This window comes from Streptomyces sp. NPDC052012, from assembly GCF_040689265.1.
In the GTDB taxonomy this organism is placed as follows: Bacteria; Actinomycetota; Actinomycetes; order Streptomycetales; family Streptomycetaceae; genus Streptomyces.
This window is the reverse complement of record NZ_JBFAXA010000006.1, coordinates 38,001-62,287: the sequence shown is the minus strand read 5'-3', so window position 1 is coordinate 62,287 and position 24,287 is coordinate 38,001. Positions and strand designations below refer to the sequence as shown.

Genomic DNA, 24,287 nt, shown 5'->3' with positions numbered 1-24,287 from the left:
ATCGAAGTGAGCGCTCGTTAACCAGTGACTTGCTGTGGTCGATCGGGCATACTCACAGCGCACAGCCGCTGGTCAGCACCTTCCGAGACCCGGAAGGGCGAGCCTCGGCCCAGGCGTCAGAACGACCCAGGCGGAGCCGCCCCCACCACGGGCCAGACCGCCAGTGCCCGAACAGGGAGGAGAGCGTCGCCATGCCCGACCGCGCCCCGCAGCCGGTGGACCGGCAACTGCCCACGGACGAGGCCCGGGACCTGATCTCGCTCGTCCGCGACATCGCCCAGCGCGAGGTCGCGCCGAAGGCGGCCGAGGAGGAGGACGCCGGACGCTTCCCCCGCGAGCTCTTCACCCTGCTCTCCGAAGCCGGCCTGCTCGGCCTGCCCTACGACGCCGAGTACGGCGGCGGCGACCAGCCGTACGAGGTCTACCTCCAGGTGCTCGAAGAGCTCGCCATCGCCCGTCTGACCGTCGGTCTCGGCGTCAGCGTGCACACCCTGGCCTCCTACGCGCTCGCCGCCTACGGAGCCAAGGAGCAGCAGGCGGAACATCTGCCCGCGATGCTCGGCGGCGGTCTGCTCGGCGCGTACTGCCTCTCCGAGCCGGCCTCCGGCTCCGACGCCGCCTCCTTGCGCACCCGGGCGGTGCGCGACGGCGACGACTGGGTGATCACCGGCACCAAGGCGTGGATCACCCACGGCGGCATCGCCGACTTCTACACCGTCATGGCCCGCACCGGTGAGGAAGGCCCCCGCGGGATCACCGCGTTCCTGGTGCCCGGCGACGCGGAAGGGCTGAGCGCCGCCGTGCCCGAGAAGAAGATGGGCATGAAGGGCTCGCCCACCGCACAGGTCCACTTCGACGGCGTACGCGTCGGCGACGCCCGGCGGATCGGCGAGGAGGGCCAGGGCTTTGCCATCGCCCTGTCCGCGCTGGACGGCGGACGGCTCGGCATCGCCGCCTGCGCGATCGGCCTGGCCCAGGCGGCGCTCGACGAGGCGCTGCGCTACGCCACGGAGCGGCGCCAGTTCGGCAAGCCGATCGCAGACTTCCAGGGCCTGAGGTTCATGCTCGCCGACATGGCGACACAGATCGAGGCCGGGCGCGCCCTGTACCTGTCGGCGGCCCGGCTGCGCGACGCCGGACGCCCGTTCGCCAAGCAGGCCGCCATGGCCAAGCTGCACTGCACCGACACGGCGATGCGGGTCACCACCGACGCCGTGCAGATCCTCGGCGGATACGGCTACACCGCGGACTTCCCGGTCGAGCGATTCATGCGGGAGGCCAAGGTGCTGCAGATCGTCGAGGGCACGAATCAGATCCAGCGCATGGTCATCGCCCGTCACCTCGCGGGACCTGAGGCCCGCTGAACTGACCGAGCCCCCGCCAGGGCGCCGCGAGCCGCGACCACTCCGGGTCGTGGCGCCCCGGCAGGGTGCGACCGCGGTCGGCCCACGTCCGCATCAGGTCCCGGTAGATCGGCGGGTCCGGGAGCTGCGGCGGGGCGGGCGTGACCACCGGCGCGGGCGGCGGCACGAAGACACGGCGTTGACGCCCGGTCGTCGAGTACGTGGGGGTCGTCATACCTGGGCAACGCGGGAGCGACCGGGCAGGTCACCGACGGCCGGAATAGGGCGTGCGTTCGCGGACGTCCGCGGCGGACACGGGAGACGGCACCGGTGATCCGGCCGGCCGCTCAAGTGCCCCTGCGCGGGGCCCCTTTCACGGCTGTGCGGGAGGGCGGCGCGGGCGCCGCCCCCGGCAGGGCGTGCTCAGGCGGCGTGGCGCCGCATGGCGGGGACCCTGATCGGACGCGAGCCCGGGCCGCCGACGTGCGAGAACGGCTGGGTGCGCCAGTCGAGCCCGTGAGGGAGCGTCAACAGCAGGGCTGTGTCCTGCTCCTGAGGCGTGACGGACTCGTCCGCCGGACGCGCGTCCGAGGCGCTGCGGCCCGTGCCGGCGCACACCGTGAGCCCGAACGGGTTCCACGGCGAAGCGCACAGCGCGTGCTCCGGCAGGACCTCCTCGTCCGCCAGCAGGGCGATGGGCTGCGCGCAGTCCGGGCAGATGACCCGGTACATCTCGAAGGTGTCGTACGCGTCGGGTTCCTCGTCCAGAGCGTCGGGTTCGACGCCCTCCGGCTCGGGCTCGACGACCGGCTGCTGCCGCTTGGGCACGGTACGACCAGGGCGCTTAAGACTCTGCATGGGTTCTCCCCCTCGGGCTGGGCCGTGAAGGCACTGCGGCCTCGACCACAGCAAGCACTTCCCGTCCCCGATCCGGGGTAATCACGAGAACATCACGGAGACTGTTCGAAGCCTGTGGCGTTCGTCACATGCCCGCGGCAGATCACGAACCGGGCATGACCTGGGCTGCTCAGGTATCCGAGGAGATCAACCGCACTGTAGGTTCTTGCGCCATGGAGGAGCTGGACCGACAGATCGTGCAGCTGCTCGTCAAGGACGGGCGGATGAGCTACACAGACCTGGGCAAGGCCACGGGCCTGTCCACGTCGGCCGTGCACCAGCGGGTGCGCCGGCTGGAACAGCGTGGCGTCATCCGCGGCTATGCCGCGGTCGTCGACGCGGAGGCCGTCGGACTGCCCATGACGGCCTTCATCTCGGTCAAACCCTTCGACCCCAGCGCCCCCGACGACATCGCGGACCGCCTCGCCGGGGTCCCCGAGATCGAGGCCTGCCACAGCGTCGCGGGCGACGAGAACTACATCCTCAAGGTGCGCGTCGCCACCCCCCACGAACTGGAGGAGCTCCTCGCGCGCGTCCGCTCCCTGGCGGGTGTGTCGACGCGGACGACGGTGGTGCTGTCGACACCGTACGAGGCCCGGCCGCCGCGCATCTGACACCGCCGGCCCCCGCAGGACTCTGCCACCGCCGGTTCCCGCAGGGCCTGCGGCTGCCGATGAGGCGACCTGGGTGCGGGCCGGGGCCGGCGACGCGCGAGACTGTGGGGCATGAGTGAACGCACCACCCCTTCGCGCACCGTTCTGCTCCGCCGGGGAGAGGTCCACAGCCCCGCCGATCCCTTCGCCACCGCGATGGTCGTGGAGCGCGGGCAGGTCGCCTGGGTCGGCTCCGAGGGGGCCGCCGACGCCTTCGCGGACGGTGTCGACGAGGTGATCGATCTCGACGGGGCGCTGGTCACCCCGGCGTTCACCGACGCGCACGTCCACACCACGGCGACCGGCCTCGCCCTCACCGGCCTCGACCTGTCCGACGCGCCCACCCTCGAGGCGGCGCTGGACCGCGTACGGGAGTTCGCCGCCGCCCGCCCGCACGACCGTGTGCTGCTCGGGCACGGCTGGGACGCCGCCCGCTGGCCCGGCGGCCGTCCCCCCACGCGCGCCGAACTCGACACGGCCACCGGCGGACGCCCCCTCTACCTCAGCCGCATCGACGTCCACTCCGCGGTCGTCACCACCGCACTGCTCGACCTGGCCGCAAGCGAGGTGACCCGCGAGGACCGCCCGCTCACCGGCGACGACCACCACGCCGTGCGCGCCGCCGCCCTCGCCGCCGTCACGCCCGCCCAGCGGACCGAGGCCCAGCGCGCCGCCCTCGCCCACGCCGGCTCGCTCGGGATCGGCACCGTCCACGAGTGCGGCGGCCCGGAGATCTCCTCGGAGGACGACTTCACCGGCCTGCTGCGCCTCGCCGCCGAGGAGAGCGGCCCGCGCGTCGTCGGCTACTGGGCCGAGCAGGACGTCGCCAAGGCCCGGGAACTGGGAGCGATCGGCGCCGCGGGCGACCTGTTCGCCGACGGGGCCCTCGGCTCGCACACCGCCTGCCTGCACGAGCCGTACGCCGACGCCGGGCACACCGGCACCGCCCACCTGGACGCCGCCGCCGTCGCCGCCCATATCGTCGACTGCACCGAGGCCGGCCTGCAGGCGGGCTTCCACGCCATCGGCGACGCGGCGGTGAGCACCGTCGTCGAGGGCATCCGCGCCGCCGCCGACAAGCTCGGCCTCGCCCGCGTCCGGGCCGCCCGGCACCGGATCGAGCACGCCGAGATGCTCACCGAGGAGACCGTCGCCGCCTTCGCCGAACTCGGTCTGACCGCCTCCGTGCAGCCCGCCTTCGACGCCCTGTGGGGCGGCGAGGACGGCATGTACGCGCGGCGCCTGGGCGTCGAGCGGGCCCGCACCCTCAACCCCTTCGCCGTCCTGCTGCGCGCCGGTGTCCCGCTCGCCTTCGGCTCCGACAGTCCCGTCACCCCGCTCGACCCGTGGGGCACCGTCCGGGCCGCCGCCTTCCACCGCACCCCGGAGCACCGTGTCTCCGTGCGTGCCGCGTTCACCGCGCACACGCGCGGCGGCTGGCGGGCGGTCGGCCGCGACGACGCGGGCGTCCTGGTGCCCGGCGCGCCCGCCGACTACGCCGTGTGGCGCACCGGCGAGCTCGTGGTCCAGGCCCCCGACGACCGGGTGGCCCGCTGGTCCACCGACCCGCGCTCCGGCACCCCCGGACTGCCCGACCTCACCCCAGGGCGTGACTTGCCCGTCTGCCTGCGCACGGTGGTCGGCGGGCGCACGGTGTACGTACGGCCGGGCGAGTGATCTACGGGGGCGGCGCGGTGGCGATCATGCACCGCGCCACCTGCGCATCCTCCGCGCTGACCAGGCATTTGAACCACATTACGCAGGTCAAACGACTGTTGACAGGCGACGGAGCGGGGCCGGTAGGTTCGGCCGGGTCCACCACCGGACGCCCGACCGGGGAACCTCCGCCACTCGTGGCAGCGCCGCTGGGTCAGGGACGGTGTGCCGCACCGGGGCACCGCCACTGGGAGCCAGGCTCAGCGTCGGCGCGGCGACGAGGGAACGTTCCGGCCGGTCGGGGAGGTGCGACCCCGGGTGGGGCCCGGGCGCTCAGTAGACAACGGCTTCAGGTCGATCCGCAGCCGGCGGGTCCCGGGCCGGCCCGAAGGGCGCCGGGCCCCCATCCGCCGCCGCACGCGGCCTCCTCACCGCCGAGCGGCGCATCCCGCCCGGTCGCCGGTCCAGTACGCCGCCACAGGAAACTCCTGTCGCGTCACCGCAGGCCGCGACCACTATGGTGGGATCCTGCGGACAGGACATGAAGGGGCAGCAGTGAACGACGGCGACGGGACCCTGGAGTCGGACCCCCGGGGGAGGCGGTTCGGCCCGCTCGGCACGGCCTTGGTGATCATCCCGACCTACAACGAGGCGGAGAACATCAAGGCGATCGTCGGCCGGGTACGCAAGGCCGTTCCCGACGCGCACGTCCTCGTCGCCGACGACAACAGCCCCGACGGCACCGGCAAGCTCGCCGACGAACTGGCCGCCGAGGACGAACAGGTCCAGGTACTGCACCGCAAGGGCAAGGAGGGCCTCGGCGCCGCCTACCTCGCGGGCTTCCGCTGGGGCATGGAACACGGCTACGGCGTCCTCGTCGAGATGGACGCCGACGGCTCCCACCAGCCCGAGGAACTGCCCCGGCTGCTGACCGCGCTCAAGGGCGCCGACCTGGTCCTCGGCTCGCGCTGGGTGCCGGGGGGACGGGTGGTCAACTGGCCCAAGTCCCGTGAGTTCATCTCGCGCGGGGGCAGCCTCTACTCGCGCATGGCGCTCGACCTGCCGCTGCGCGACATCACCGGCGGCTTCCGCGCCTTCCGCCGAGAGACCCTGGAGGGCCTCGGCCTGGACGACGTGGCCTCCCAGGGCTACTGCTTCCAGGTCGACCTCGCCCGCCGCGCGGTCAAGGCCGGCTACCACGTGGTCGAGGTGCCCATCACCTTCGTGGAGCGGGAACTCGGTGACTCCAAGATGAGCCGCGACATCCTGGTCGAGGCGCTGTGGCGGGTCACCGCGTGGGGCGTGACGGAGCGGGTCGGCAAGGTCCTGGGACGGGGCGAGGACAGCAAGAGACAGGGCGACGACAAGGGGACCCGGACCGGCGGCTGATCGTCGGGCCGCACCGCTTATCCCGCACTGAGCCGGGCCCAGGCACACTGGAGTCATGACGACTGGCGCTCAGACCCCGTATCCCGTCCGGCCCCGGCGTTCCCGGCTGCGCACCTTCCTGCCGCTGGGCGTCGCCGCCTGGCTGGTGCTGGAGATCTGGCTGCTCACGCTCGTCGCCGGGGCGTCGAGCGGGCTGGTCGTCTTCCTGCTGCTCGTGGCGGGCCTGGTGCTCGGCTCGGTCGTCATCAAGCGGGCCGGCCGGCGGGCCTTCAGGAACCTCAGCGAGACCCTGCAACAGCAGCAGGGCGGCGCCGCACCGGCGAGCCGGCCGAACAGCGAGGGCAACGGCCTGACGATGCTCGGCGGTCTGCTGCTGATCATCCCCGGCCTGATCTCGGACGCGCTGGGGCTGCTCCTGCTGCTCCCGCCGGTCCAGAAGAGCGTGAGCCGCTACGCCGAGCGCACCTTCGACCGCAAGCTGCGCGAGGCCGCCCGGGACGGCGGCCTGGGTGACGTCTTCCAGCAGGCCCGCATCCACCGTCCCGACGGCAAGGTGGTCCAGGGCGAGGTCATCCGTGACGAGCCCGGGGACACCCCGCAGGAACCCCGCCCGCCGCTGACGCGCTGAGCGGGCGATCCGGGACCGCCCGGCCGGCTCGGGCCCGGACCGGGGCGCACGCACACAGGACCGCGGGCGCGGTACCGGATCGGTACCGCGCCCGCGGTCCTGTTCACTGCAGTGCGCTGGGTCTACACCCGAGCTGCCGCAGGGATCATGCGGACTTCCGGCTGTCCCGGGGATGAACGGCGATGTTCATCGCGCCGGAGCGCAGAACCGCCAGACGCTCCTCGAGGACCTCTTCGAGCTCCTCTCGGGTGCGCCGCTCCATCAGCATGTCCCAATGCGTACGCGCGGGCTTGGCCTTCTTCTCCTCGGGGCCGTCGCCGTCCACCAGGAGTGCCTGGGCACCGCAGACCTTGCACTCCCACTCCGGCGGGATCTCCGCCTCGACCGAGAAGGGCATCTCGAAGCGGTGCCCCTTCTCGCATGCGTACTCCACGGCCTGGCGCGGGGCCAGGTCGATGCCGCGGTCCGTCTCGTAGCTGGTCACCACGAGGCGCGTGCCGCGAAGAGCTCGCTCACTCATGAATCGTGCCTCCCGGGCTTGTCGCCCACAGGACAGGTGTCGCTGTCGTCGTCATCCGGTCAACGTCCGGGCGGCGGTAAAGATTCCCGTCCCGAGTCCCGTTCCGGGTCATGCGTCGCCGTCGTAGCCGCAGCCTTGTCAACCAGTGCAGTACCCCCCGACGTCCGGTTTGTCACCTCTGTTGGCAGATGTGACCCAGCGTTTCGGCATCTTTGACGCGCAGTAACGGTACGCCTGGCAGGCCAAACGCGTACACTACAGCCCTTTCGCTCCGAGTGCTAAATCCGCTCGGGAACCGGGTTGCCCGCGTCGCCGATCGCACGCCGCACCGGGACCCGCGCCAGGAGCACGAACCCGAGCACGAAGAACCCGACCAGCGAGACGATCGCGTCCCGGTAACTGCCGGTGAGCTGGTACGTGAGCCCGAACAGCAGCGGCCCCAGCCAGCTCATGCCGCGGTCGCTCATCTCGTACGCCGAGAAGTACTCGGCCTCCTTGCCCGGCGGGACGAGGTGGGAGAACAGCGAGCGTGACAGCGCCTGGCTGCCGCCGAGCACCAGGCCGATCCCGGCGGCCAGCACGAAGAACCACACCGGTGCGCCCGCCGGAAGGAAGTACCCGGCCGCCAGCGTCAGCGTCCAGGCGACCAGCGAGCCGAGGATCGTGCGCTTCGCGCCGTACCTACGGGCCAGCCGGCCCAGCGCCAGGGCGCCGGCCACCGCCAGCACCTGGACCAGGAGCACGGCGACGATGAGCGTCGACTGTCCGAGCCCCAGCTCCTTCGAGCCGTAGACGGAGGCCTGGGAGATCACCGTCTGGATGCCGTCGTTGTAGACGAGATACGCCAGCAGGAAGGCCAGGGTCAGCGGATGGCGGCGCATGTCGCGGATCGTGGCCGCGAGCTGCTGGAAGCCAGGCAGGGCCGCCTCCCGCGCCGGAGCACGGCGGTCGCGCAGCCGCCGCAGCGGCACCAGCGTGAAGGCGCCCCACCACAGACCGGCCGACGCAAGGCAGATGCGGACGGCCGTGCCCTCGGACACCCCGAAGGCGGCATGGCGGGTGTAGAGGATCAGGTTCGCGACCAGCACCAGGGCGCCCGCCGCGTAGCCGAAGGCCCAGCCGCGGGAGGAGACCGCGTCGCGCTCCTCGGGCGGGGCGATCTGCGGCAGATAGGAGTTGTAGAGCATCATCGCCACGGACTGCGCCGCGTTCGCCACCACCAGCAGCGCGCCGCCGAGCAGATAACGCTCACCGTCGAGGAAGAACATGCCCGCCGTGGCCCCGGCGCCGGTGTACGCGGCGGCCGCGAGCAGCGGCTTCTTGCGTCCGGTGCGGTCGGCGGCGGCACCCACCAGCGGCATCACCAGCACCGCCACGATCACCGACAGGGACACGGAGTACGCGAAGAACGAGCCCGCGCGCATCGGGATGCCAAAGGGATGCACGAAGCCGTCGGCGTCCGCCGCGGACTCGGCGACCGTCGTCAGATAGGGGCCGAGGAACACGGTGAGCACGCTCGTGGAGTACACGGAGCACGCCCAGTCGTAGAAGTACCAGCCGCGCTGCTCGCGCCGCCGGCCGGCCGCCTCGTCCGGCGCCGGTGACCGCACGGTGTCGGTACCCACCCGTGCCCCTCGCTTCCCCGTGAGCGCGCTGCGGGGGCCGGGGGCCGGGTCGTCAGACCCAGATGCCGCGGTCCTCCATGACCTTGCGCAGTGTGTCGATGTGATCGGTCATGATGCCATCCACTCCCAGGTCCAGGAGCCGGTGCATCCGCTCGGGCTCGTTGACCGTCCACACGTGCACCTGGAGCCCGTGCGCATGGGCGGCGCGCACGAAGCGGTGGTCCACCACATGGATGCCCGACTGCACCTCCGGGACCTGGGCGGCGACCGCCGACCGGCGCACCGCCGCCGGCAGCCCCCAGGAGCGCAGCCGCAGATTCAGCACACCCCGGGTGCCGTACGAGGTCGCCAGCCGGGGTCCGGCCAGCCGCTGGGCGCGCACCACGCGTGCCTCGGAGAAGGAGCCGAGGCAGATCCGGTCCCAGGCATCGGTGCGCTCGATCAGATCCAGGAACGGCAGCAGGGCGGGTTCCGCCTTCACGTCGACGTTCCAGCGCACCTCGGGGAAGCTCTCCAGCAGCTCCTCGAACAGCGGCACCGGCTCCGCGCCCGCCACGCGTGCGTGCGCCACGTCGCGCCACGGCAGGTCGGCGATCCGGCCGTGGCCGTCCGTGACCCGGTCCAGGGTGGCGTCGTGGAACGCGACGAGCCGGCCGTCGCGGGTGACGTGGACATCGGTCTCGATGTACCGGTAGCCCGCCTCGACGGCGTACCGGAACTGCCGCACGGTGTTCTCCAGACCGTCCGCGGCCCCGCCCCGGTGGGCGAAGGCGATCGGGCCCGGATGGTCGAGATACGGGTGGCGCGGCTGGCGTATCGGCGAGGTCACGGACGCAGTATCGCTCGCCGCGGTTGCCCGGTGGCAACGACCGTGCTGCCGTCCGATGCCGAGGGGACGGCGAACACGCGCAGGAACAGCTGGGCGAGCGGACCGATCGCCACCGCGTAGAGCAGCGTGCCGACGCCGACGGTACCGCCGAGGACGAAGCCGGTGGCCACCACCGTGATCTCGATCGCCGTGCGGACCAGGCGGATCGAGACCCCCGTGCGCTGGTGCAGTCCGGTCATCAGTCCGTCCCGCGGGCCGGGACCGAACCGCGCCGCGATGTACAGCCCGGTCGCCGCGCCGTTCAGGACGATGCCCGCGACCATGAACGCCACGCGCGCGGGAAGCCCGTGCGCGTCCGGCACCACCGCCAGCGTGGCGTCCATCGCCGCGCCGATCACCAGGACGTTGGAGACGGTGCCGAGGCCCGGCCGCTGGCGCAGCGGGATCCACAACAGCAGCACGGTCGCGCCGACGATGGTCAGCACCAGGCCCATCGACAGTCCCGTGCGCTCGGACAGGCCCTGGTGCAGCACGTTCCAGGGCTCCAGTCCCAGCCCGGACCTGACCAGTAGCGCCGAGCTCGCGCCGTACAGCGCCAGACCGGCGTACAGCTGGAACAGCCGTCGTGCGAGACGACCGGGCCGGGACGAGTGGCTGGACACGTGATGCCCCCTGTGGTGGAAGTGGACCGATGCATGACACCCTGTGGCTTGGACGGAGATGCCATCCATGGCCAATCCGGGGAAGGTGGACTGATTCTCATGGCGCAGTGGACCTCGGCGGTGGGGGCCGCTCAGCTCGCCCGGCTGCTCAAGTCCCAGCAGGACCGCCCCGCCGGACCCGGCACCCGGCGTCCGCCGGCCTACCGGGCGCTCGCCGACGGCATCCGGCTGCTGGTGCTCGAAGGGCGCGTGCCGGTCGCCGCGCGGCTGCCCGCCGAACGCGAACTGGCCCTCTCCCTGGCCGTCAGCCGCACCACCGTCGCCGCCGCCTACGAGGCGCTGCGCAGCGAGGGGTTCCTGGAGTCCCGGCGCGGGGCGGGCAGCTGGACCGCGGTGCCGGCCGGGAATCCGGTGCCCGCGCGGGGCCTCGAGCCGCTGCCGCCGGAGGCGCTCGGCTCGCTGATCGACCTCGGCTGCGCCGCCCTGCCCGCGCCCGAGCCGTGGCTGACCCGCGCCGTGCAGGGCGCCCTGGAGGAGCTCCCGCCGTACGCGCACACCCACGGCGACTATCCCGCCGGGCTGCCCGCGCTGCGCTCGATGATCGCCGAGCGCTACACCGCGCGCGGGATCCCGACCATGCCCGAGCAGATCATGGTGACGACCGGCGCGATGGGCGCCATCGACGCCATCTGCCATCTCTTCGGCGGCCGGGGCGAGCGCATCGCGGTGGAGTCGCCGTCGTACGCCAACATCCTGCAGCTCATGCGGGAGGCCGGCGCCCGGCTGGTGCCCGTGGCCATGGCGGAGGGCCTGGCGGGCTGGGACATGGACCGCTGGCGGCAGGTGCTGCGGGAGGCCGCACCCCGCATCGCCTACGTCGTCGCCGACTTCCACAACCCGACCGGTGCGCTCGCCGACGAGGACCAGCGGCGCCGCCTGGTGGACGCGGCCCGCTCGGCCGGGACGGTGCTGGTCGCCGACGAGACGATGAGCGAGCTGTGGCTCGACCCCGACCTCGGGGAGAGCGCGATGCCGCGCCCTGTCTGCGCCTTCGACCCGGCGGGCTCCACCGTCATCACCGTCGGCTCGGCGAGCAAGGCCTTCTGGGCCGGGATGCGCATCGGCTGGGTGCGCGCGGCCCCCGACGTGATCCGCAGCCTGGTCGCCGCACGGGCGTACGCCGATCTGGGCACTCCGGTGCTGGAACAGCTGGCCGTGCACTGGCTGTTCGGCACCGGCGGCTGGGAGCAGGCCGTCGAGGTGCGGCGCGAACAGGCCCGGGACAACCGGGACGCACTGGTCGCCGCCGTCCGGCGAGAGCTGCCGGACTGGGAGTTCGAGGTGCCCCGGGGCGGGCTCACCCTCTGGGTGCGCACCGGCGGCCTGTCGGGTTCACGCCTCGCCGAGGCGGGCGAACGGGTCGGCGTCCGCGTCCCCTCCGGCCCGCGCTTCGGCGTCGACGGCGCCTTCGAGGGCTACGTCCGGCTGCCGTTCACGGTGGGCGGCGCGGTCGCGGAGGAGGCGGCGGCCCGGCTGGCGGCGGCGGCCCGGCTGGTGGAGACGGGGGGCACGTCGGGGGCCGAGCCGCCGCGGACGTTCGTGGCGTAGCTCTGACGTAACAGGGCCTCGGGGTTCGCGCTGGACTCCGGGGTCCGAGGAGCTGCGGGGCTCAGGAGGACTCGGCGACCGCCGCTTCCCTGGCCACGGACTCCTTCAGGGCCGACCCGGCGGCCGCGGTGTCGGCGGGCACCCTGCCCGCGTCCGGCTCCTGCCCGGCCCTGTTGTCCTCGTCCGCCCTGTCCTCGTCCGGAGTCCGCTCCGCAGGCACCTTCTCCAGGCGTACCGCCTGCGCCGGTGGCGTGGGCTCCGCCGCCTGGTCCGGATCCGTCTCCAGGCGCTCCTGATCCTGCTCCAGGCGCTCCCTCGGAGCCAGGTCCGCGTCCGCCGGAGTCGTGCGCGGGGGCACGAGGTCCAGGACCGCCTGCCGGTGGGCTTCGCTGGTGGCGTCGTCGTAGGGGTTCGGCGTGGCCGGGACCTGGAGGCGGTGCACCGGACCAGCGCCCAGGCGGGCGTAGCCGCGGCCCGCGGGGATCTGGTCGACCGGCGTGGTGGGCGGCGGGGCACCGAGGACGGACTCCAGCTGCTCCGCGGTCGCCGGGCCGAGGACGACACGCGCGCGTGTGTGCTGGCGTACCGCCTCGCTGAGGGACTGCAGGCTGTCGAGCTGATCGGCCACGACCACCGTGACGTTCGCCGGACGGCCGTGCCGCAGCGGGGCCTGGAGCAGCGACTGGGGGTCCTCGCGGCCGTCGGTGGCGGCCAGGTGCGTGAAGACGGTCGGGCGGTCCAGCAGGATCCACAGCGGGCGCCTGGTGTCCTCCGGCGGCGGGTCGCCCGCCTGGTGCGCCCGGTTGACGGCGATCAGGCGGCGCTCCGTCTCCTGCGCCACCCACTCCAGGCTCGTCAGCGCCCCCGCCAGGCCGCACTCGACGGCCAGCACGCCGTCCCGACCGGTCAGGCAGGCGTACTCGCCGGTGCCGCCGCCGTCGAGGATCATCACGTCGCCGTGCTGGAGGGCCTGCAGGGCGATGGAGCGCAACAGGGTCGAGGTGCCGCTGCCCGGCTGACCGACCGCGAGCAGATGCGGTTCGGTCGAGCGGATGCCGGTGCGCCAGACGACGGGCGGAACGTCGCGCTGCTGCTCGCCGTGGGTGAGCGGCAGGGTCCGCTGCACCCGGATGGGGTCGGTGAAGCCGAGGACCGTCTCACCGGGGGACGTGACGAAGCGCTGGGCCGTGATGTCGACGGGCAGGGGCGCGAGGGCGCGGACGGTGAGCTGGTTGCCCTCCTCGTCCCACGCGAAGTGGTACTCGCGGTCGCGCCCCGACTTCGCGGTGAGCAGGTGCTCGATCCGGGCGCGGGACTGCGGCTCGCCGTCGGTGAAGTAGGCGGGATAGCTGATCACCAGGTGCGTGACGCGGCCGCCGCCGTCGAACTCGTACTCCGGGAACGCCTTGTCCCACGCGCCGCCGTGGCTGTACAGCGGCTCGGGGTCCTCGGCGGTGGAGAAGTACGGCACCAGCGCCTCGTAGAGCGATCTGAGGCGCTGGCTCTGGGACGCGTCGGGCCCCTGCGGCACCGGCGGTCTGCGGTCCCGGCCCTGCCAGGCCGCCGCCGCCATCAGGGTGACGACGGCGAGCAGCGGGCCGTACGGCATGAGCGCCACGACCAGGACCACCGACGCCACCAGGAAGAGCAGCGCGCCGCGCCGGTCCTTGGGTGTCTCGGTCCATCTGCGCCGGCCGGCCGAGGCCAGCCGGCGCAGACCGCGCGTGATCGTGATCAGCGGATGGAGGACGTCCGTGGCGCTGTCGGCCGCCGTCCGGGCCAGCTCCCGGCTCCGGGCGAGCTGTGCGCCGCCGTTGCTGAGGATGCGGGGGAGGGGGCGCCGGGCCACTGCTGCCTCCAGAGGGTGCGTACGGGCGGGCGGGGTGTCGGGCGGATCAGAACTTGAGTCCGCCCAGAAGACTGGCCAGGCTCTCGCCGCCGGCCTTGATGCTGGGGGCGATGGCCGTGCTGGCCAGGTAGAAGCCGAAGAGCATCGCCACCAGCGCGTGCGACAGCTTCAGTCCGTCCTTGCGGAAGAAGATGAAGACGACGATGCCGAGCAGCACGACGCATGAGATCGAGATGAACATGTGAGTTCTCCTGGTTCACGGGGACAGTCACCCTGAGTTCTTCCAGGCTCACAGCATGTGTCTATACGATAAAAGGTGCAACTGGGTGCATTTCGGTGGTTTTCCCTCGCGTGGCGGAGGCCTGTCGCGCCTCCTTGACGTGGGCGGTTGCGTCCGGTCGGGTCTGCCGTGATCTTTACCTCGGACGCATCGGGTCATGTGCCGCGCGAGCCAGTACCCTGGCGATTCACCCGTACGGCTCTGCACCGCTCGCAGACGTACGCCCTGTACCCGCAGTACCGACAAGCACGTGAGAGGCGGTCCGGCCGATGACTGAAGCCCCCGACCCCGAGGTCGTGGAGCTGGCGACCAAGATCTTCGATCTGGCCCGCAGCGGCCGGACCGACGAGCTCGTGGCCTACGTCGACGCGGGCGTTCCGGCGAACCTCACCAACGACCGCGGCGACTCGCTCGTGATGCTCGCCGCCTACCACGGGCACGCCGGGACGGTCCGCGCGCTCCTGGAGCGCGGCGCCGACGCCGACCGGGTCAACGACCGCGGCCAGACCCCCCTCGCGGGGGCCGCCTTCAAGGGTGAGACAGAGGTGATCAAGGCGCTCCTGGAGGGCGGCGCCGACCCGTCCGCCGGGACGCCCTCGGCCGTGGACACCGCCCGCATGTTCGGCCGGGCGGAACTGCTCGAACTGTTCGGCGAGCACTGAGCCGGACCCGCACCGAGCGCTCACAACGCGCTCTGACCAGCGAAGACACCGACAACGGGGGAGGCGGTACGGGGCCGCCGAAATATCGGTCGCGGTAGAAGTGACCGCCGGGTCATCATGACGACGTGGTTCACGGACGTGATGGCTGGGCAGGTGATGCCGCACCGCGCGGGCCGTGATGCGGCCCGCATGGGCCACCGACGAGAGGCAGAGGAAGATGGTCTACAGCAAGCAGGAAACGGCGGGCGCCCCGACGTGTTGTCACGCGGCCAGGTAATGCACGTCCCCGGTTGCGTCGACGCTTGATGTGAGGCTGTTTCCCATGTTCGATCCGGTCATAGCGCCCAGCGGTACGCTGCTCGGCCTGCTCCAGCGGGGTCGCGGCGACGGCACGCTGCACGCGCTCACCGCCCCGCGCCCCGAGGCGCTCGCGGCGCTGAACCACTGTGTGCTGCGCGACCCGCGTCACGACTGGCAGGTGGAGAACCGCTCCCTCTACTACGCCCGCCTCTACCTCGATCTGCACGGCGAACTGGATGCGATCGAGGCCCACCTCTTCGACCCCGAGGACGTGCTGGACACCGACGAGTCCCGCACCGGACTCGCCCTCGCCGTCCTCGGCCATCTCGCCTCGTACGGCAGGCGGGACGCCCTGGAACTGCTGCGCAGGTACGCCGCGCACGGCACCAACTGGAACTGGGCCCTGGACGAGCTCGCGCTCCGCGACGACGACGCGGGCCTGCGCGCCCTCGCCGCGCCGGTGCTCGCTCGGTTCCCCGCCGACCCCGAGGGCGAGGCGGAGCTCGCCGCGACCGTGCGCGACGCCTTCGAACCCCGGCCCTGGCGGTTGTGGGCCGACGATCCGCGTCCCTCGATCGCCACCCGTGTGCGGGCCGCCCACGAAGCCGGATGTTTCGACCGCTGGCAGCGGCAGATGCGCCCGGCCGGGCCCCGCCCGGGGTGGAGCGTGCAAGCCGTGTTCGAGTGGGCCCAGCAAGGCGTCGAGAGGGGCGCCGCGCTCCATGTCCCGGCCGCCCGCTGTCTCACCGCCGTGGCGGGCCCCGAGGACCGCCCCGAGATCGTCCGGGCCGCCCAGGACGGCACCGAGGGAGCCCGGTGCACCGCCCTGAGGTATCTCGCCGACAGCAACGATCCGGACGCGCTCGACCTGATCGAGCGCGCCGTGGCCACCGGTTCGACGGCCGTCGTCGAGGCCGCCGTCGCGGCCTTCGAACGCATGCGCAGTCTCGCCGCCGTCGACCGGGCCCGCGGCTGGGCCCGCCGGCCCGACCCGCTCGGCGCCGCCGCCGGCCGTGTCCTCGCCTGCCGGGGCGGTGCGCAGGACCGCGACCTGGTCCTCGCCGCCCTCCGCGAGGCGGTCCGCGGGGAGGGGCCCGACGCGCCCACCCTGTGGACCCTCGTCGACGGCGCCGGACGCCTCGGCATCGGCTGCGCCGCCCCCGTGCTGCGCCACATCTACCGCGAGACCGCCTCGTCCCACCTCCGCGGCCGCGCCGCCCGCGCCCTGGCCGCCACCGACCCCTCCTTCGGCACCGGCTTCGCCGTCGAATGCCTCTGGGACTGCGAGGAGTCCACCCGCGAGATCGCCGCCCGCCACGCCGAGACGGGCGACACCAGGGTCGTCGAACGGCTGCGCCGGCTCGCCGCCGACCCGGCCGAGGAGGCCGAGGTCCAGACAGCCGTGCGCAGCAGGATCGGCCCGGAGGGCACGGCCGTGTGACCCACCGCCGCTCCGCGGGCACGGCCGGTTGAACGGCGGATGACCCGCGGGGCAGGGGCGCATGGATGCCGCCCGACCTGCTCGGGGTGCGGGGGAACGCTCATGGCGCGTTCCCCGTACGGAAAGATCCACGTTGACGTGGCCACGTCCGGTGCGGCGACAACACCGGTATGCGAGTCGTCATCGTGACCGAGTCCTTTCCCCCCGATGTGAACGGCGTGGCACACTGCGCGCTCCAGACCGCCCGGCACCTCGTCGACCGCGGTCACGTCCCCGTCGTCGTCGCCCCCGCCACCGCGGGCGACGCGCCCGACGACGCAGCGCCGTGCCCCGTCGTCCGGGTCCCCTCCCTCCCGCTCCCCGGCTACCCGCAGGTCCGGGTCGCCCTGCCCAGCCGCCGGGTCGCCGCCGCGATCGCGGAACACCGGGCCGACCTCGTCCACCTGGCCAGCCCGTTCGTCCTCGGCGTACGCGGCATGGCCGCCGCCGCCCGCCTCGGTCTGCCCGCCGTCGCCGTCTACCAGACCGACCTCGCCGGGTACGCCCGTACGTACATGGGCGCCGGTGAGGCCGCGGCCTGGCGGCGGATCCGCTCCGTGCACGCCGCCGCCGACCTCACCCTCGCCCCGTCCGGCGCCGCCCTGCGCGACCTGGAGGCGCACGGCATACCCCGCGTCAGACTGTGGCCGCGAGGCGTCGACACCGAGCGTTTCCGGCCCGACCGGCGCGACGAGACACTGCGCCGCGCGCTCGCCCCCGACGGCGAGCTGATCGTCGGCTACGTCGGCCGGCTCGCCCCCGAGAAGCAGGTCGAGCTGCTGGGCGGGGCGTGCGCCCTGCCCGGGGTACGGGTCGTCGTCGTGGGGGACGGACCCAGCCGGCCGGGGCTGGAGCAGTCACTGCCCGGCGCCGTCTTCCTCGGCCGCCGCACCGGTGACGAACTCGGCCGGATCTTCGCCTCCTTGGACGTCTTCGTGCACACGGGCCCCTTCGAGACCTTCTGCCAGACCGTGCAGGAGGCGATGGCGAGCGGGGTGCCGGTGGTCGCGCCCGCCGTGGGCGGACCGCTCGACCTCGTCGCCCACCGCCACACCGGCCTGCTCGTCCCGCCGCGCGACGCCGACGCCGTACGCGACGCGGTGAGTGCCCTGGCCGCCGGTCCCGGGCTGCGGGCGGCCTACGGCGCCGCCGGGCGCGCGATGGTCGAGGGGCGCACCTGGGCGGCCGTGGGCGACCAGCTGATCGGGCACTACGCGGACGTCCTCGCCGGGCGCAGGACGGCGGTGGCGGCATGAGGAGGTCCGTCCGCAACGACGCTCCGCTGCGCATCGTGCGGCTCGCGAACTTCGTCGCACCCGCCTCCGGAGGGCTGCGCACCGCCCTGCGGGAGCTCGGCAAGGGGTACCGGGCGGCGGGGCACGAGCCCGTGCTCGTCGTCCCCGGTGAGCGGGAGAGCGACCGCGAGACCGAGCAAGGGCGGGTGATCACCCTGTCGGGCCCGCAGCTGCCCGGCACCGGCGGCTACCGCGTCCTGACCGACCAACGGCGCCTCGCCGACTTGCTCGGGGAACTCGCCCCCGACCGCCTCGAGGTGTCCGACCGCACCACCCTGCGCTGGACCGGCCGCTGGGCGCGACGGGAGCGGATTCCCGCGGTCATGGTCTCCCACGAGACCGCCGACGGCGTGCTGCGCACCTGGGGCCTGCCCGAGGGCGCCGCCCGGCGGGCCGCCGACGCCCTCAACACCCGTACGGCGCACACCTACGCGCGCATCGTGTGCACCACCGAGTTCGCGGCGCGGGAGTTCGTACGCATCGGCGCGCGCAACGTCGTACGCGCCCCGCTCGGCGTCGACCTGGTGGAGCGGAACCCGGCGCTGCGCGATCCGGGGCTGCGGGAGCGGTACGCGCGCGCGGGCGAGACCCTGCTGGTGATGTGCTCCCGGCTGTCCGTGGAGAAGCGGCCGGGCACCGCGCTGGACGCCCTCCAGGCGCTCACGCGGCGCGGACGGAGGGCGGTGCTGGTGGTGGCCGGGGACGGGCCGCTGCGGGCGCGGCTCGAACAGCGCGCACGGGAGCGCGCTCTGCCCGCCGTCTTCCTGGGCCACGTCCGCGACCGGGGGCTCCTCGGCGCCCTGCAGGCGTCCGCCGACGTGTGCCTGGCACCGGGCCCCGCCGAGACCTTCGGGCTGTCCGCGCTGGAGTCGATGGCGTGCGGCACGCCGGTCGTGGCGAGCGCGTCGTCGGCGCTGCCGGAGGTGATCGGCGCTGCCGGAGCCGTCGCGGACGACCGGGGGGAGGCGTTCGCGGACGCCGTCGAACTGGTGCTGGCCGCGCGGGAGGAGGACCGGCGCGAGGCGGCACGCGCCCGTGCCGAGTACTTCGGGTGGGACACCGCCGTGGCCGCCTTCCTCGCGGCGCACGACGCGCCGGGCGCCGGTGTCCGCGCCGAACGCCCCGTCCCCTTGCGGCCGGTGATGCCCGGGGGGCCGGCATGAGACCCTCCCGGTTCGTGGCCCTCGGCGACTCGCTGACCGAGGGCGTCGGCGACCGGGTCGCCGGCCGGTGGCGGGGGTGGGCGGCGTTGCTCGCGGCGTCCCTGGACGAGTCGCCGCGAGCCGTGCGGTTCACCAACCTCGCGGTGAGCGGGGCGCAGACGCGCGACGTGCTCGACCGTCAACTGCCCGCCGCCCTCGCCCTGCGGCCCGACCTGGCGTCCGTCGTCGTCGGCGTCAACGACACCCTGCGCCGCACCTTCGACATCAGCGCGGTGGCGGCCCGGCTGGACGAGGTGTACGCCTCCTGCACCGGGCAGGGCGCCGTGCTGCTCACCGCCTGTCTGCCCGACCCCGGTGCGATGCTCGGGCTGCCCGGGGCGCTGGCCCGCCCGCTGGCCCGGCGGCAGCGGGCGGTGAACACGGTGGTCCACGCGCTGTCCGACCGGTACGGGGCGGTGCATCTGCACGCGTGCGAGGGCGACTGGATCACCGACCGCGCGATGTGGAGCGCGGACCGGCTGCACCCCGGCGAGCGAGGGCACCGCCAACTGGCGCACCGCTTCCACGCCTTGCTGAGGGAACACGGTCTCGCCACGGGCCCGGCGCCCGCGCTGGAGCCCGAGTCACCGGCTCCCACGGCGCGTGCGAGCCTGTGGTGGCTGGCCACGGCCGGCACCGGCTGGGTGGCCCGCCGCTGCACCGACCTGCTGCCGCAGCTGCTGATGCTGGCCGCCGACGAAGTACGCCATCACGCACGCGGCACGAGCATCCGCCTCGATCTGCGTACCTCCGCCGCGGTGTCGGCGGCGCTGGCGGCACTGGCGGCGGGGGAGCAGCGGCGGGGGGTTGCTTGAGGGGTGGGAAAAGGGCAGGGCGGTGGGGACCGCCGCGTGGGTCAGCGGCGGCGGACCGGGACGAAGCGGACGGGGGTGCCGGGGCGGGCCTGGGCCGCGGCGGGCAGGTCGGTGGGACGGACGACCGCGATCACCGGGTAGCCGCCGGTGGTCGGGTGGTCGGCCAGGAACACCACCGGTGTGCCGTCCGGCGGCACCTGGACCGCGCCCAGCACCATGCCCTCGCTGGGCAGTTCGCCGGTGCGGGCGCGCTGCAGCGCGGGCCCGGTCGTGCGCAGGCCGATGCGGTTGCTCGCCGGCGAGACGTGAAACACGCGAGAGGTGAAGGCTCGTATCGCCGTGCGCGTGAACCAGTCGTCGCGCGGGCCGAGCGTCACCCGGAGCACGAGTTCGGCCGGGGGTGCCGGCTGCGGGGCGGTGTCCACGCGCGCGTGGCGAGCGGGCGGAGCCCCGAGTGGGAGCACCGCGCCGTCCGTGAGGGGTGCAGGGCCGAGGCCCGAGAGCAGGTCGGTGGAGCGGCTGCCGAGCACCGGCTCGACGGCGATCCCACCGGAGACGGCCACATACGCGCGGACACCGCTCACGGCCGGACCGACGTCCAGCAGCGCCCCCGCGGGGACGCGTACCGGCGCGCTCCAGGGGACCGGGCGCCCCTCCACTGTGACGGGGCAGGGCGCGCCGGTGACCGCCACGGTGACGGTCGAACGGGGGCGCAGGGAACACCCGTCGAGCGTGGTCTCCAGGACGGCCGCGTCCGGCCCGTTCCCGGCCAGCCGGTTGGCCAGTGCCGCCGCCGGCTCGTCGAGGGCACCGGACCGAGGCACGCCGAGGTGGGCATGCCCGCGGCGACCCCGGTCCTGCACGGTGGTCAGCGCTCCCGCCCGCACGACCGCGAGCGCCCGGTCCGTCATGCCGCACCTGCCGGTCCGGCCGACGGGCTTGGTACGCGTGCCGGGCCTGCGGGGCCGACCGACGGGGCCGGTGCACCTGCTGTGCTGACGAAGCGGACCCGTGTGCCGGGGGACAGGAGGGCCGCCGGTGTGCGGGTGGGGTCCCACAGGACGGTGTCCGTCGTGCCGATGAGCTGCCAGCCGCCGGGGGACGAGCGCGGGTACACGCCCGTGTACGGGCCCGCCAGAGCCACCGCGCCGGCCGGGACGGTGGTGCGCGGCGTCGACCGGCGGGGGACGTCGTAGCGCGGCGGCAGGCCCGTCAGGTAGCCGAAGCCGGGCGCGAAGCCGCAGAAGGCGACGTGGAATTCGGTGCCCGCGTGGATGCGGGCCACCTCCTCCATCGGAACGCCCCAGTGCGCGGCGACGTCGGCCAGGTCCGGGCCGTCGTAGCGCACCGGGATCTCGACCGTCTCCCGCGCGCGCGGAGGGACGGGCGGGATGTCCGCGGCGGTCAGTTCAGCGGCGGTGCGGCGCGGGTCGGGCAGGCCGTCGAGGAGCACCGTGCGCGCCGCCGGGACGATCTCGCCGACCCGCAGCGAGCCCTCCGCGCGGCGCCGCAGCAGCTCCGCGTGGAGGGCCTGCGCCTCCTCGCCCGAGGTGACCTCGACGAGCAGGGCGTCCTCGCCGACGGGCAGGACCCTCATGCGAAGGCCTCCACCCGCACGCCCGACGCCTCCAGCCGCTCACGGACCCGCCGTGCCAGGTCGACCGCTCCGGGCGTGTCACCGTGCAGACACAGCGACCGCGCCCGCACCTCCACCCGCCGCCCCGACCGTGTCTCGACCTCGCCCGACCGGGCCAGGCCCACCGAACGCGCCACGACCGAGTCCGGCTCGGTGAGCACGGCTCCCTCCTCGCCGCGCGGTACGAGCGTGCCCTCGTCGGTGTACGCGCGGTCCGCGAACGCCTCCGTGACGACCGGCAGCCCCGCCTTCCCGGCGAGTTCCAGCAGCCGCGAGCCGGGCAGCCCCAGCACCGGCAGCGCGGCGTCCGCGAGGAGCACCCCGTCGACGACCGCGCCGGCCTGCTCCTCGTCGTGCACGACCCGGTTGTAGAGCGCCCCGTGCGGTTTGACGTACGCCACGCGGGAGCCCGCCGCGCGGGCGAACACCTCCAGCGCCCCGATCTGGTAGGCCACCTCGGCCGCCAGTTCGGCGGGCGGCACGTCCATCGCGCGCCGCCCGAAACCGGCGAGGTCCCGGTAGGAGACCTGGGCGCCGATCCGCACGCCGCGCTCCGCCGCCAGCTCGCACACCCGGCGCATCGTGACCGCGTCACCCGCGTGGAAACCGCAGGCCACATTGGCACTCGTCACCACGGACAGCAGCCGTTCGTCGTCGGTGAGCCGCCAGCGGCCGAAGCCCTCGCCCAGGTCGGCGTTCAGATCGATCGAGGTCATGGATCCTTCGTGTCTCCTGCTCAGGCCACGCGGTACTGGTCGTCGCGGGCGTCGGTGAGGAACATCCGGCCCGGCGCGTGGGTGATCGCGAACGGCGGACGCGAGGCCATGACCGCCGCCTGCGGGGTCACCCCGCACGCCCAGAACACCGGGATGTCGTCGGGCTCCGGCTCCACCGGATCGCCGAAGTCCGGGCTGCCGAGGTCGTCGATGCCGAGCACCGAGGGATCGCCGCAGTGCACCGGGCCGCCGTGCACCGCCGGCATCAGACTGCTCTCCCGGATGGCCGCCGCCAGACACCCAGGCGGCACCGGCCGCATGGACACCACCATCGGCCCGCGCAGCCGTCCGGCCGGGCGGCACTGCCGGTTCGTCACGAACATCGGCACGTTGCGGTCCTGCTCGATGTGCCGCAGCGGGACGCCCGCCGCCGCCAGCGCCCACTCGAACGTGAAGCTGCACCCGATCAGGAACGACACCAGATCGCCCCGCCAGTGCGCCCGCACCTCGGCCGGCTCGTCCACCAGCTCGCCGTGCTCCCACACCCGGTAGCGCGGAAGGTCGGTGCGCAGGTCCGCGCCGTCGGCGAGGACGGTGGTGACCGATCCGGCGTCCGTGACGTCGAGGACCGGGCAGGGCCTGGGGTTGCGCTGGCAGAACAGCAGCATGTCGTACGCCCAGTCGGCGGGCACCGCGATCAGGTTGGCCTGGGTGTGCCCCGCCGCGACGCCGGCGGTGGGGCCGCTGAGCCCCTCCCGGAAGCGTGCGCGTGCCGTTGCCGGGCGCCACGCGTGCGCGTGCTCGTCGACGAGGGTCACGGGGCGGTCGTCGGTGCGGTTCACTCCAGCTCCTTCCCGCGGGTCTCCGGCAGCCCGAGCAGCGCCAGCGCCGCCAGGCCGTATCCGATCGCGCCGAACACCAGCGCTCCGCCCACGCCCCAGCTGTCGGCCAGGAAACCGACCGTCGTGGGGAAGACGGCGCCGACCGCGCGTCCGGTGTTGTACGTGAAGCCCTGTCCCGTGCCGCGCACCGCCGTCGGGTACAGCTCGCTCAGGTAGGAGCCGAAGCCGCTGAAGATGGCCGACATGCAGAAGCCGAGCGGGAAACCGAGCACCAGGACCAGGGTGTTGGCGCCGCTCGGCAGGTTCGCGTACACCAGGATGCAGATCGCCGAGAGCAGCGCGAACAGCCAGATGTTGCGGCGGCGGCCCAGCCGGTCGGTGAGATAGCCGCCGGTGAGATAGCCGATGAAGGCGCCCGAGATGAGGAACGTCAGATAGCCGCCCGTGCCGACGACCGACAGCTCGCGCTCGGTCTTGAGGTACGTCGGAACCCACGTGGCGAGCGTGTAGTAGCCGCCCTGCACACCGGTGGAGAGCAGCACCGCGAACACGGTGGTGCGCAGCAGACCCGGGGACCCGGCCCGCTCGGGCCGGAAGATGGCCGCGAACGAGCCCTTCTGCGGGCTCTGCTCGCGCACGGCGGTCGCCCTGGGCGCGTCGTGCACGCTGCGCCGCACCCACACGACGAGCACGGCCGGCAGCGCGCCGGTCCAGAACATCACCCGCCAGGCCAGGTCGTCGTCGACGAACGAGAAGACCATCGTGTACACGATCACCGCGAGCGCCCAGCCGACGGCCCAGGAACTCTGGATCGCGCCGAGGGTGCGGCCCCGGTGCTTCGCGCTCGCGTACTCGGCGACCAGGATGGCGCCGACCGCCCACTCGCCGCCGAAGCCCAGGCCCTGCAGCGCCCGGAACACCAGCAGCGTCTCGTAGTTGGGCGCGAAGCCGCAGGCGACGGTGAACACCGCGTAGGTGATGACCGTGAGCAGCAGCGCCTTGACCCGGCCGATGCGGTCCGCCAGCACTCCCGCGAGGGCGCCGCCGACCGCGGAGACGACCAGGGTGACGGTGGTGAGCAGGCCGGTCTGGCCGCTGTTCAGGCCGAAGTACGCCGACAGCGCGACCATCGTCAGCGGCAGCGTGAAGTAGTCGTAGGAGTCCAGGGCATAGCCGCCGAACGCGCCGCCGAAGGCGCGCCGGCCGCGCGGTCCCAGCGCACGCAGCCAGCCGAACGCCCCGTCGTCGGGGGGCTGTTCGGCCGGGGTGGGGCGTGCGGAGTCGGTCAGGGAACGCGGTGGAGGGGTCGTGCTCATGGGCACCTCGCAGGGGGAGGACGGAGGGTGCGTGAGGGGGGAGGTGAGCCGTGCCGTGTCCAGCAAGGTAGAGGATCGTTGAAC

The 24,287-nt window shown here is 73.7% G+C and carries 24 protein-coding genes; 11 read left to right on the top strand and 13 right to left on the bottom strand.

What is annotated here, in order from left to right; all coding sequences use genetic code 11:
• Window positions 1-191 precede the first annotated feature (191 nt).
• On the top strand, window positions 192-1,364 hold the full coding sequence (locus AB0412_RS13600) for an acyl-CoA dehydrogenase (RefSeq protein WP_366402736.1): 1,173 nt from the start codon (window positions 192-194) through the stop codon (window positions 1,362-1,364).
• On the opposite strand, the gene AB0412_RS13595 is transcribed toward AB0412_RS13600, so the two are convergent.
• Together AB0412_RS13595 and AB0412_RS13590 are read right to left on the bottom strand one after the other, a co-directional pair.
• On the bottom strand, window positions 1,327-1,578 hold the full coding sequence (locus AB0412_RS13595; protein ID WP_366402735.1) for a hypothetical protein: 252 nt from the start codon (window positions 1,576-1,578) through the stop codon (window positions 1,327-1,329). The two genes, AB0412_RS13600 and AB0412_RS13595, sit on opposite strands and share 38 nt — an antisense overlap.
• A 188-nt stretch (window positions 1,579-1,766) precedes the next feature.
• The gene (locus AB0412_RS13590; protein WP_366402734.1) at window positions 1,767-2,201 is read right to left on the bottom strand and encodes a hypothetical protein; all 435 of its coding nucleotides are present in this window, start codon (window positions 2,199-2,201) and stop codon (window positions 1,767-1,769) included.
• 212 nt (window positions 2,202-2,413) lie between these two features.
• Between AB0412_RS13590 and AB0412_RS13585 the strand changes: the two genes are divergently transcribed.
• The 4 genes from AB0412_RS13585 (at window position 2,414) to fxsA (ending at window position 6,566) form a co-directional block, all read left to right on the top strand.
• The gene (locus AB0412_RS13585) at window positions 2,414-2,854 is read left to right on the top strand and encodes an Lrp/AsnC family transcriptional regulator (protein WP_306188601.1); all 441 of its coding nucleotides are present in this window, start codon (window positions 2,414-2,416) and stop codon (window positions 2,852-2,854) included.
• A gap of 111 nt (window positions 2,855-2,965) precedes the next feature.
• On the top strand, window positions 2,966-4,570 hold the full coding sequence (locus tag AB0412_RS13580) for an amidohydrolase (protein WP_366402733.1): 1,605 nt from the start codon (window positions 2,966-2,968) through the stop codon (window positions 4,568-4,570).
• A gap of 534 nt (window positions 4,571-5,104) precedes the next feature.
• Window positions 5,105-5,938 (top strand): polyprenol monophosphomannose synthase, encoded by an 834-nt coding sequence (locus AB0412_RS13575; RefSeq protein ID WP_366402732.1) that lies wholly within the window; start codon window positions 5,105-5,107, stop codon window positions 5,936-5,938.
• Window positions 5,939-5,993: 55 nt separating this feature from the next.
• Window positions 5,994-6,566, top strand: coding sequence for an FxsA family membrane protein (gene fxsA, locus AB0412_RS13570; protein WP_366402731.1), 573 nt, complete (start codon window positions 5,994-5,996; stop codon window positions 6,564-6,566).
• Between the two features lie 145 nt (window positions 6,567-6,711).
• On the opposite strand, the gene AB0412_RS13565 is transcribed toward fxsA, so the two are convergent.
• The 4 genes from AB0412_RS13565 to AB0412_RS13550 form a co-directional block, all read right to left on the bottom strand.
• Entirely contained in the window at window positions 6,712-7,086 is a 375-nt protein-coding gene (locus AB0412_RS13565; protein WP_003977404.1) for an RNA polymerase-binding protein RbpA, read from the bottom strand.
• Between the two features lie 278 nt (window positions 7,087-7,364).
• Complete coding sequence (locus AB0412_RS13560) at window positions 7,365-8,711, bottom strand: MFS transporter (protein WP_366402730.1); 1,347 nt, start codon at window positions 8,709-8,711, stop codon at window positions 7,365-7,367.
• 52 nt (window positions 8,712-8,763) lie between these two features.
• Window positions 8,764-9,540 (bottom strand): glycerophosphodiester phosphodiesterase, encoded by a 777-nt coding sequence (locus AB0412_RS13555; RefSeq protein WP_366402729.1) that lies wholly within the window; start codon window positions 9,538-9,540, stop codon window positions 8,764-8,766.
• On the bottom strand, window positions 9,537-10,202 hold the full coding sequence (locus AB0412_RS13550) for a hypothetical protein (RefSeq protein ID WP_366402728.1): 666 nt from the start codon (window positions 10,200-10,202) through the stop codon (window positions 9,537-9,539). The genes AB0412_RS13555 and AB0412_RS13550 overlap by 4 nt, the downstream gene beginning before the upstream one ends.
• Window positions 10,203-10,301: 99 nt before the next feature.
• Between AB0412_RS13550 and AB0412_RS13545 the strand changes: the two genes are divergently transcribed.
• Entirely contained in the window at window positions 10,302-11,810 is a 1,509-nt protein-coding gene (locus AB0412_RS13545; RefSeq protein ID WP_366402727.1) for a PLP-dependent aminotransferase family protein, read from the top strand.
• Between the two features lie 61 nt (window positions 11,811-11,871).
• Here the strand turns inward: AB0412_RS13545 and AB0412_RS13540 are convergent, their stop codons facing one another.
• The gene (locus AB0412_RS13540) at window positions 11,872-13,659 is read right to left on the bottom strand and encodes a hypothetical protein (protein WP_366402726.1); all 1,788 of its coding nucleotides are present in this window, start codon (window positions 13,657-13,659) and stop codon (window positions 11,872-11,874) included.
• A 46-nt stretch (window positions 13,660-13,705) separates the two neighbouring features.
• Window positions 13,706-13,900 carry a hypothetical protein gene (locus AB0412_RS13535; RefSeq protein ID WP_366402725.1) on the bottom strand — a complete coding sequence of 65 codons (195 nt, stop codon included), beginning with the start codon at window positions 13,898-13,900 and terminating at the stop codon, window positions 13,706-13,708.
• Window positions 13,901-14,208: 308 nt separating this feature from the next.
• On the opposite strand from AB0412_RS13535, the gene AB0412_RS13530 reads away from it, so the two are divergent.
• The 5 genes from AB0412_RS13530 to AB0412_RS13510 all read left to right on the top strand — a co-directional run bounded on the left by AB0412_RS13530 (window position 14,209) and on the right by AB0412_RS13510 (window position 19,693).
• Complete coding sequence (locus AB0412_RS13530; RefSeq protein ID WP_366402724.1) at window positions 14,209-14,601, top strand: ankyrin repeat domain-containing protein; 393 nt, start codon at window positions 14,209-14,211, stop codon at window positions 14,599-14,601.
• 322 nt (window positions 14,602-14,923) lie between these two features.
• Window positions 14,924-16,342: a HEAT repeat domain-containing protein gene (locus tag AB0412_RS13525; RefSeq protein ID WP_366402723.1), complete on the top strand. Its 1,419-nt coding sequence runs from the start codon at window positions 14,924-14,926 to the stop codon at window positions 16,340-16,342.
• 170 nt (window positions 16,343-16,512) lie between these two features.
• Window positions 16,513-17,637, top strand: a complete 1,125-nt coding sequence (locus AB0412_RS13520) for a glycosyltransferase family 1 protein (RefSeq protein ID WP_366402722.1) — start codon at window positions 16,513-16,515, stop codon at window positions 17,635-17,637.
• Entirely contained in the window at window positions 17,634-18,839 is a 1,206-nt protein-coding gene (locus tag AB0412_RS13515) for a glycosyltransferase (RefSeq protein WP_366402721.1), read from the top strand. Before AB0412_RS13520 ends, AB0412_RS13515 begins: the two co-directional genes overlap by 4 nt.
• Entirely contained in the window at window positions 18,836-19,693 is an 858-nt protein-coding gene (locus AB0412_RS13510; protein ID WP_366402720.1) for an SGNH/GDSL hydrolase family protein, read from the top strand. Before AB0412_RS13515 ends, AB0412_RS13510 begins: the two co-directional genes overlap by 4 nt.
• A 41-nt stretch (window positions 19,694-19,734) precedes the next feature.
• On the opposite strand, the gene AB0412_RS13505 is transcribed toward AB0412_RS13510, so the two are convergent.
• From AB0412_RS13505 to AB0412_RS13485, 5 genes are read right to left on the bottom strand one after another with little or no spacing between them, the layout of a single operon-like run.
• Window positions 19,735-20,604 (bottom strand): biotin-dependent carboxyltransferase family protein, encoded by an 870-nt coding sequence (locus tag AB0412_RS13505; RefSeq protein WP_366402719.1) that lies wholly within the window; start codon window positions 20,602-20,604, stop codon window positions 19,735-19,737.
• Window positions 20,601-21,290 (bottom strand): allophanate hydrolase subunit 1, encoded by a 690-nt coding sequence (locus AB0412_RS13500; protein WP_366402718.1) that lies wholly within the window; start codon window positions 21,288-21,290, stop codon window positions 20,601-20,603. Before AB0412_RS13500 ends, AB0412_RS13505 begins: the two co-directional genes overlap by 4 nt.
• Window positions 21,287-22,045 (bottom strand): 5-oxoprolinase subunit PxpA, encoded by a 759-nt coding sequence (locus AB0412_RS13495; RefSeq protein WP_366402717.1) that lies wholly within the window; start codon window positions 22,043-22,045, stop codon window positions 21,287-21,289. Before AB0412_RS13495 ends, AB0412_RS13500 begins: the two co-directional genes overlap by 4 nt.
• Window positions 22,046-22,065: 20 nt before the next feature.
• Window positions 22,066-22,887 (bottom strand): putative hydro-lyase, encoded by an 822-nt coding sequence (locus tag AB0412_RS13490; RefSeq protein ID WP_366402716.1) that lies wholly within the window; start codon window positions 22,885-22,887, stop codon window positions 22,066-22,068.
• A complete protein-coding gene (locus AB0412_RS13485) occupies window positions 22,884-24,203 on the bottom strand; it encodes an MFS transporter (RefSeq protein ID WP_366402715.1) in 1,320 nt (439 codons plus the stop codon). Before AB0412_RS13485 ends, AB0412_RS13490 begins: the two co-directional genes overlap by 4 nt.
• Between the last annotated feature and the right edge of the window lie 84 nt (window positions 24,204-24,287).

Bases quoted from the DNA above. Each gene is read 5' to 3' on its own strand.
- AB0412_RS13600 (WP_366402736.1), top strand. From the start codon at position 192: ATGCCCGACCGCGCCCCGCAGCCGGTGGACCGGCAACTGCCCACGGAC.
- AB0412_RS13595 (WP_366402735.1), bottom strand. From the start codon at position 1,578: ATGACGACCCCCACGTACTCGACGACCGGGCGTCAACGCCGTGTCTTC.
- AB0412_RS13590 (WP_366402734.1), bottom strand. From the start codon at position 2,201: ATGCAGAGTCTTAAGCGCCCTGGTCGTACCGTGCCCAAGCGGCAGCAG.
- AB0412_RS13585 (WP_306188601.1), top strand. From the start codon at position 2,414: ATGGAGGAGCTGGACCGACAGATCGTGCAGCTGCTCGTCAAGGACGGG.
- AB0412_RS13580 (WP_366402733.1), top strand. From the start codon at position 2,966: ATGAGTGAACGCACCACCCCTTCGCGCACCGTTCTGCTCCGCCGGGGA.
- fxsA (WP_366402731.1), top strand. From the start codon at position 5,994: ATGACGACTGGCGCTCAGACCCCGTATCCCGTCCGGCCCCGGCGTTCC.
- AB0412_RS13565 (WP_003977404.1), bottom strand. From the start codon at position 7,086: ATGAGTGAGCGAGCTCTTCGCGGCACGCGCCTCGTGGTGACCAGCTAC.
- AB0412_RS13545 (WP_366402727.1), top strand. From the start codon at position 10,302: ATGGCGCAGTGGACCTCGGCGGTGGGGGCCGCTCAGCTCGCCCGGCTG.
- AB0412_RS13535 (WP_366402725.1), bottom strand. From the start codon at position 13,900: ATGTTCATCTCGATCTCATGCGTCGTGCTGCTCGGCATCGTCGTCTTC.
- AB0412_RS13530 (WP_366402724.1), top strand. From the start codon at position 14,209: ATGACTGAAGCCCCCGACCCCGAGGTCGTGGAGCTGGCGACCAAGATC.
- AB0412_RS13525 (WP_366402723.1), top strand. From the start codon at position 14,924: ATGTTCGATCCGGTCATAGCGCCCAGCGGTACGCTGCTCGGCCTGCTC.
- AB0412_RS13520 (WP_366402722.1), top strand. From the start codon at position 16,513: ATGCGAGTCGTCATCGTGACCGAGTCCTTTCCCCCCGATGTGAACGGC.
- AB0412_RS13515 (WP_366402721.1), top strand. From the start codon at position 17,634: ATGAGGAGGTCCGTCCGCAACGACGCTCCGCTGCGCATCGTGCGGCTC.
- AB0412_RS13510 (WP_366402720.1), top strand. From the start codon at position 18,836: ATGAGACCCTCCCGGTTCGTGGCCCTCGGCGACTCGCTGACCGAGGGC.
- AB0412_RS13505 (WP_366402719.1), bottom strand. From the start codon at position 20,604: ATGACGGACCGGGCGCTCGCGGTCGTGCGGGCGGGAGCGCTGACCACC.
- AB0412_RS13500 (WP_366402718.1), bottom strand. From the start codon at position 21,290: ATGAGGGTCCTGCCCGTCGGCGAGGACGCCCTGCTCGTCGAGGTCACC.
- AB0412_RS13495 (WP_366402717.1), bottom strand. From the start codon at position 22,045: ATGACCTCGATCGATCTGAACGCCGACCTGGGCGAGGGCTTCGGCCGC.
- AB0412_RS13485 (WP_366402715.1), bottom strand. From the start codon at position 24,203: ATGAGCACGACCCCTCCACCGCGTTCCCTGACCGACTCCGCACGCCCC.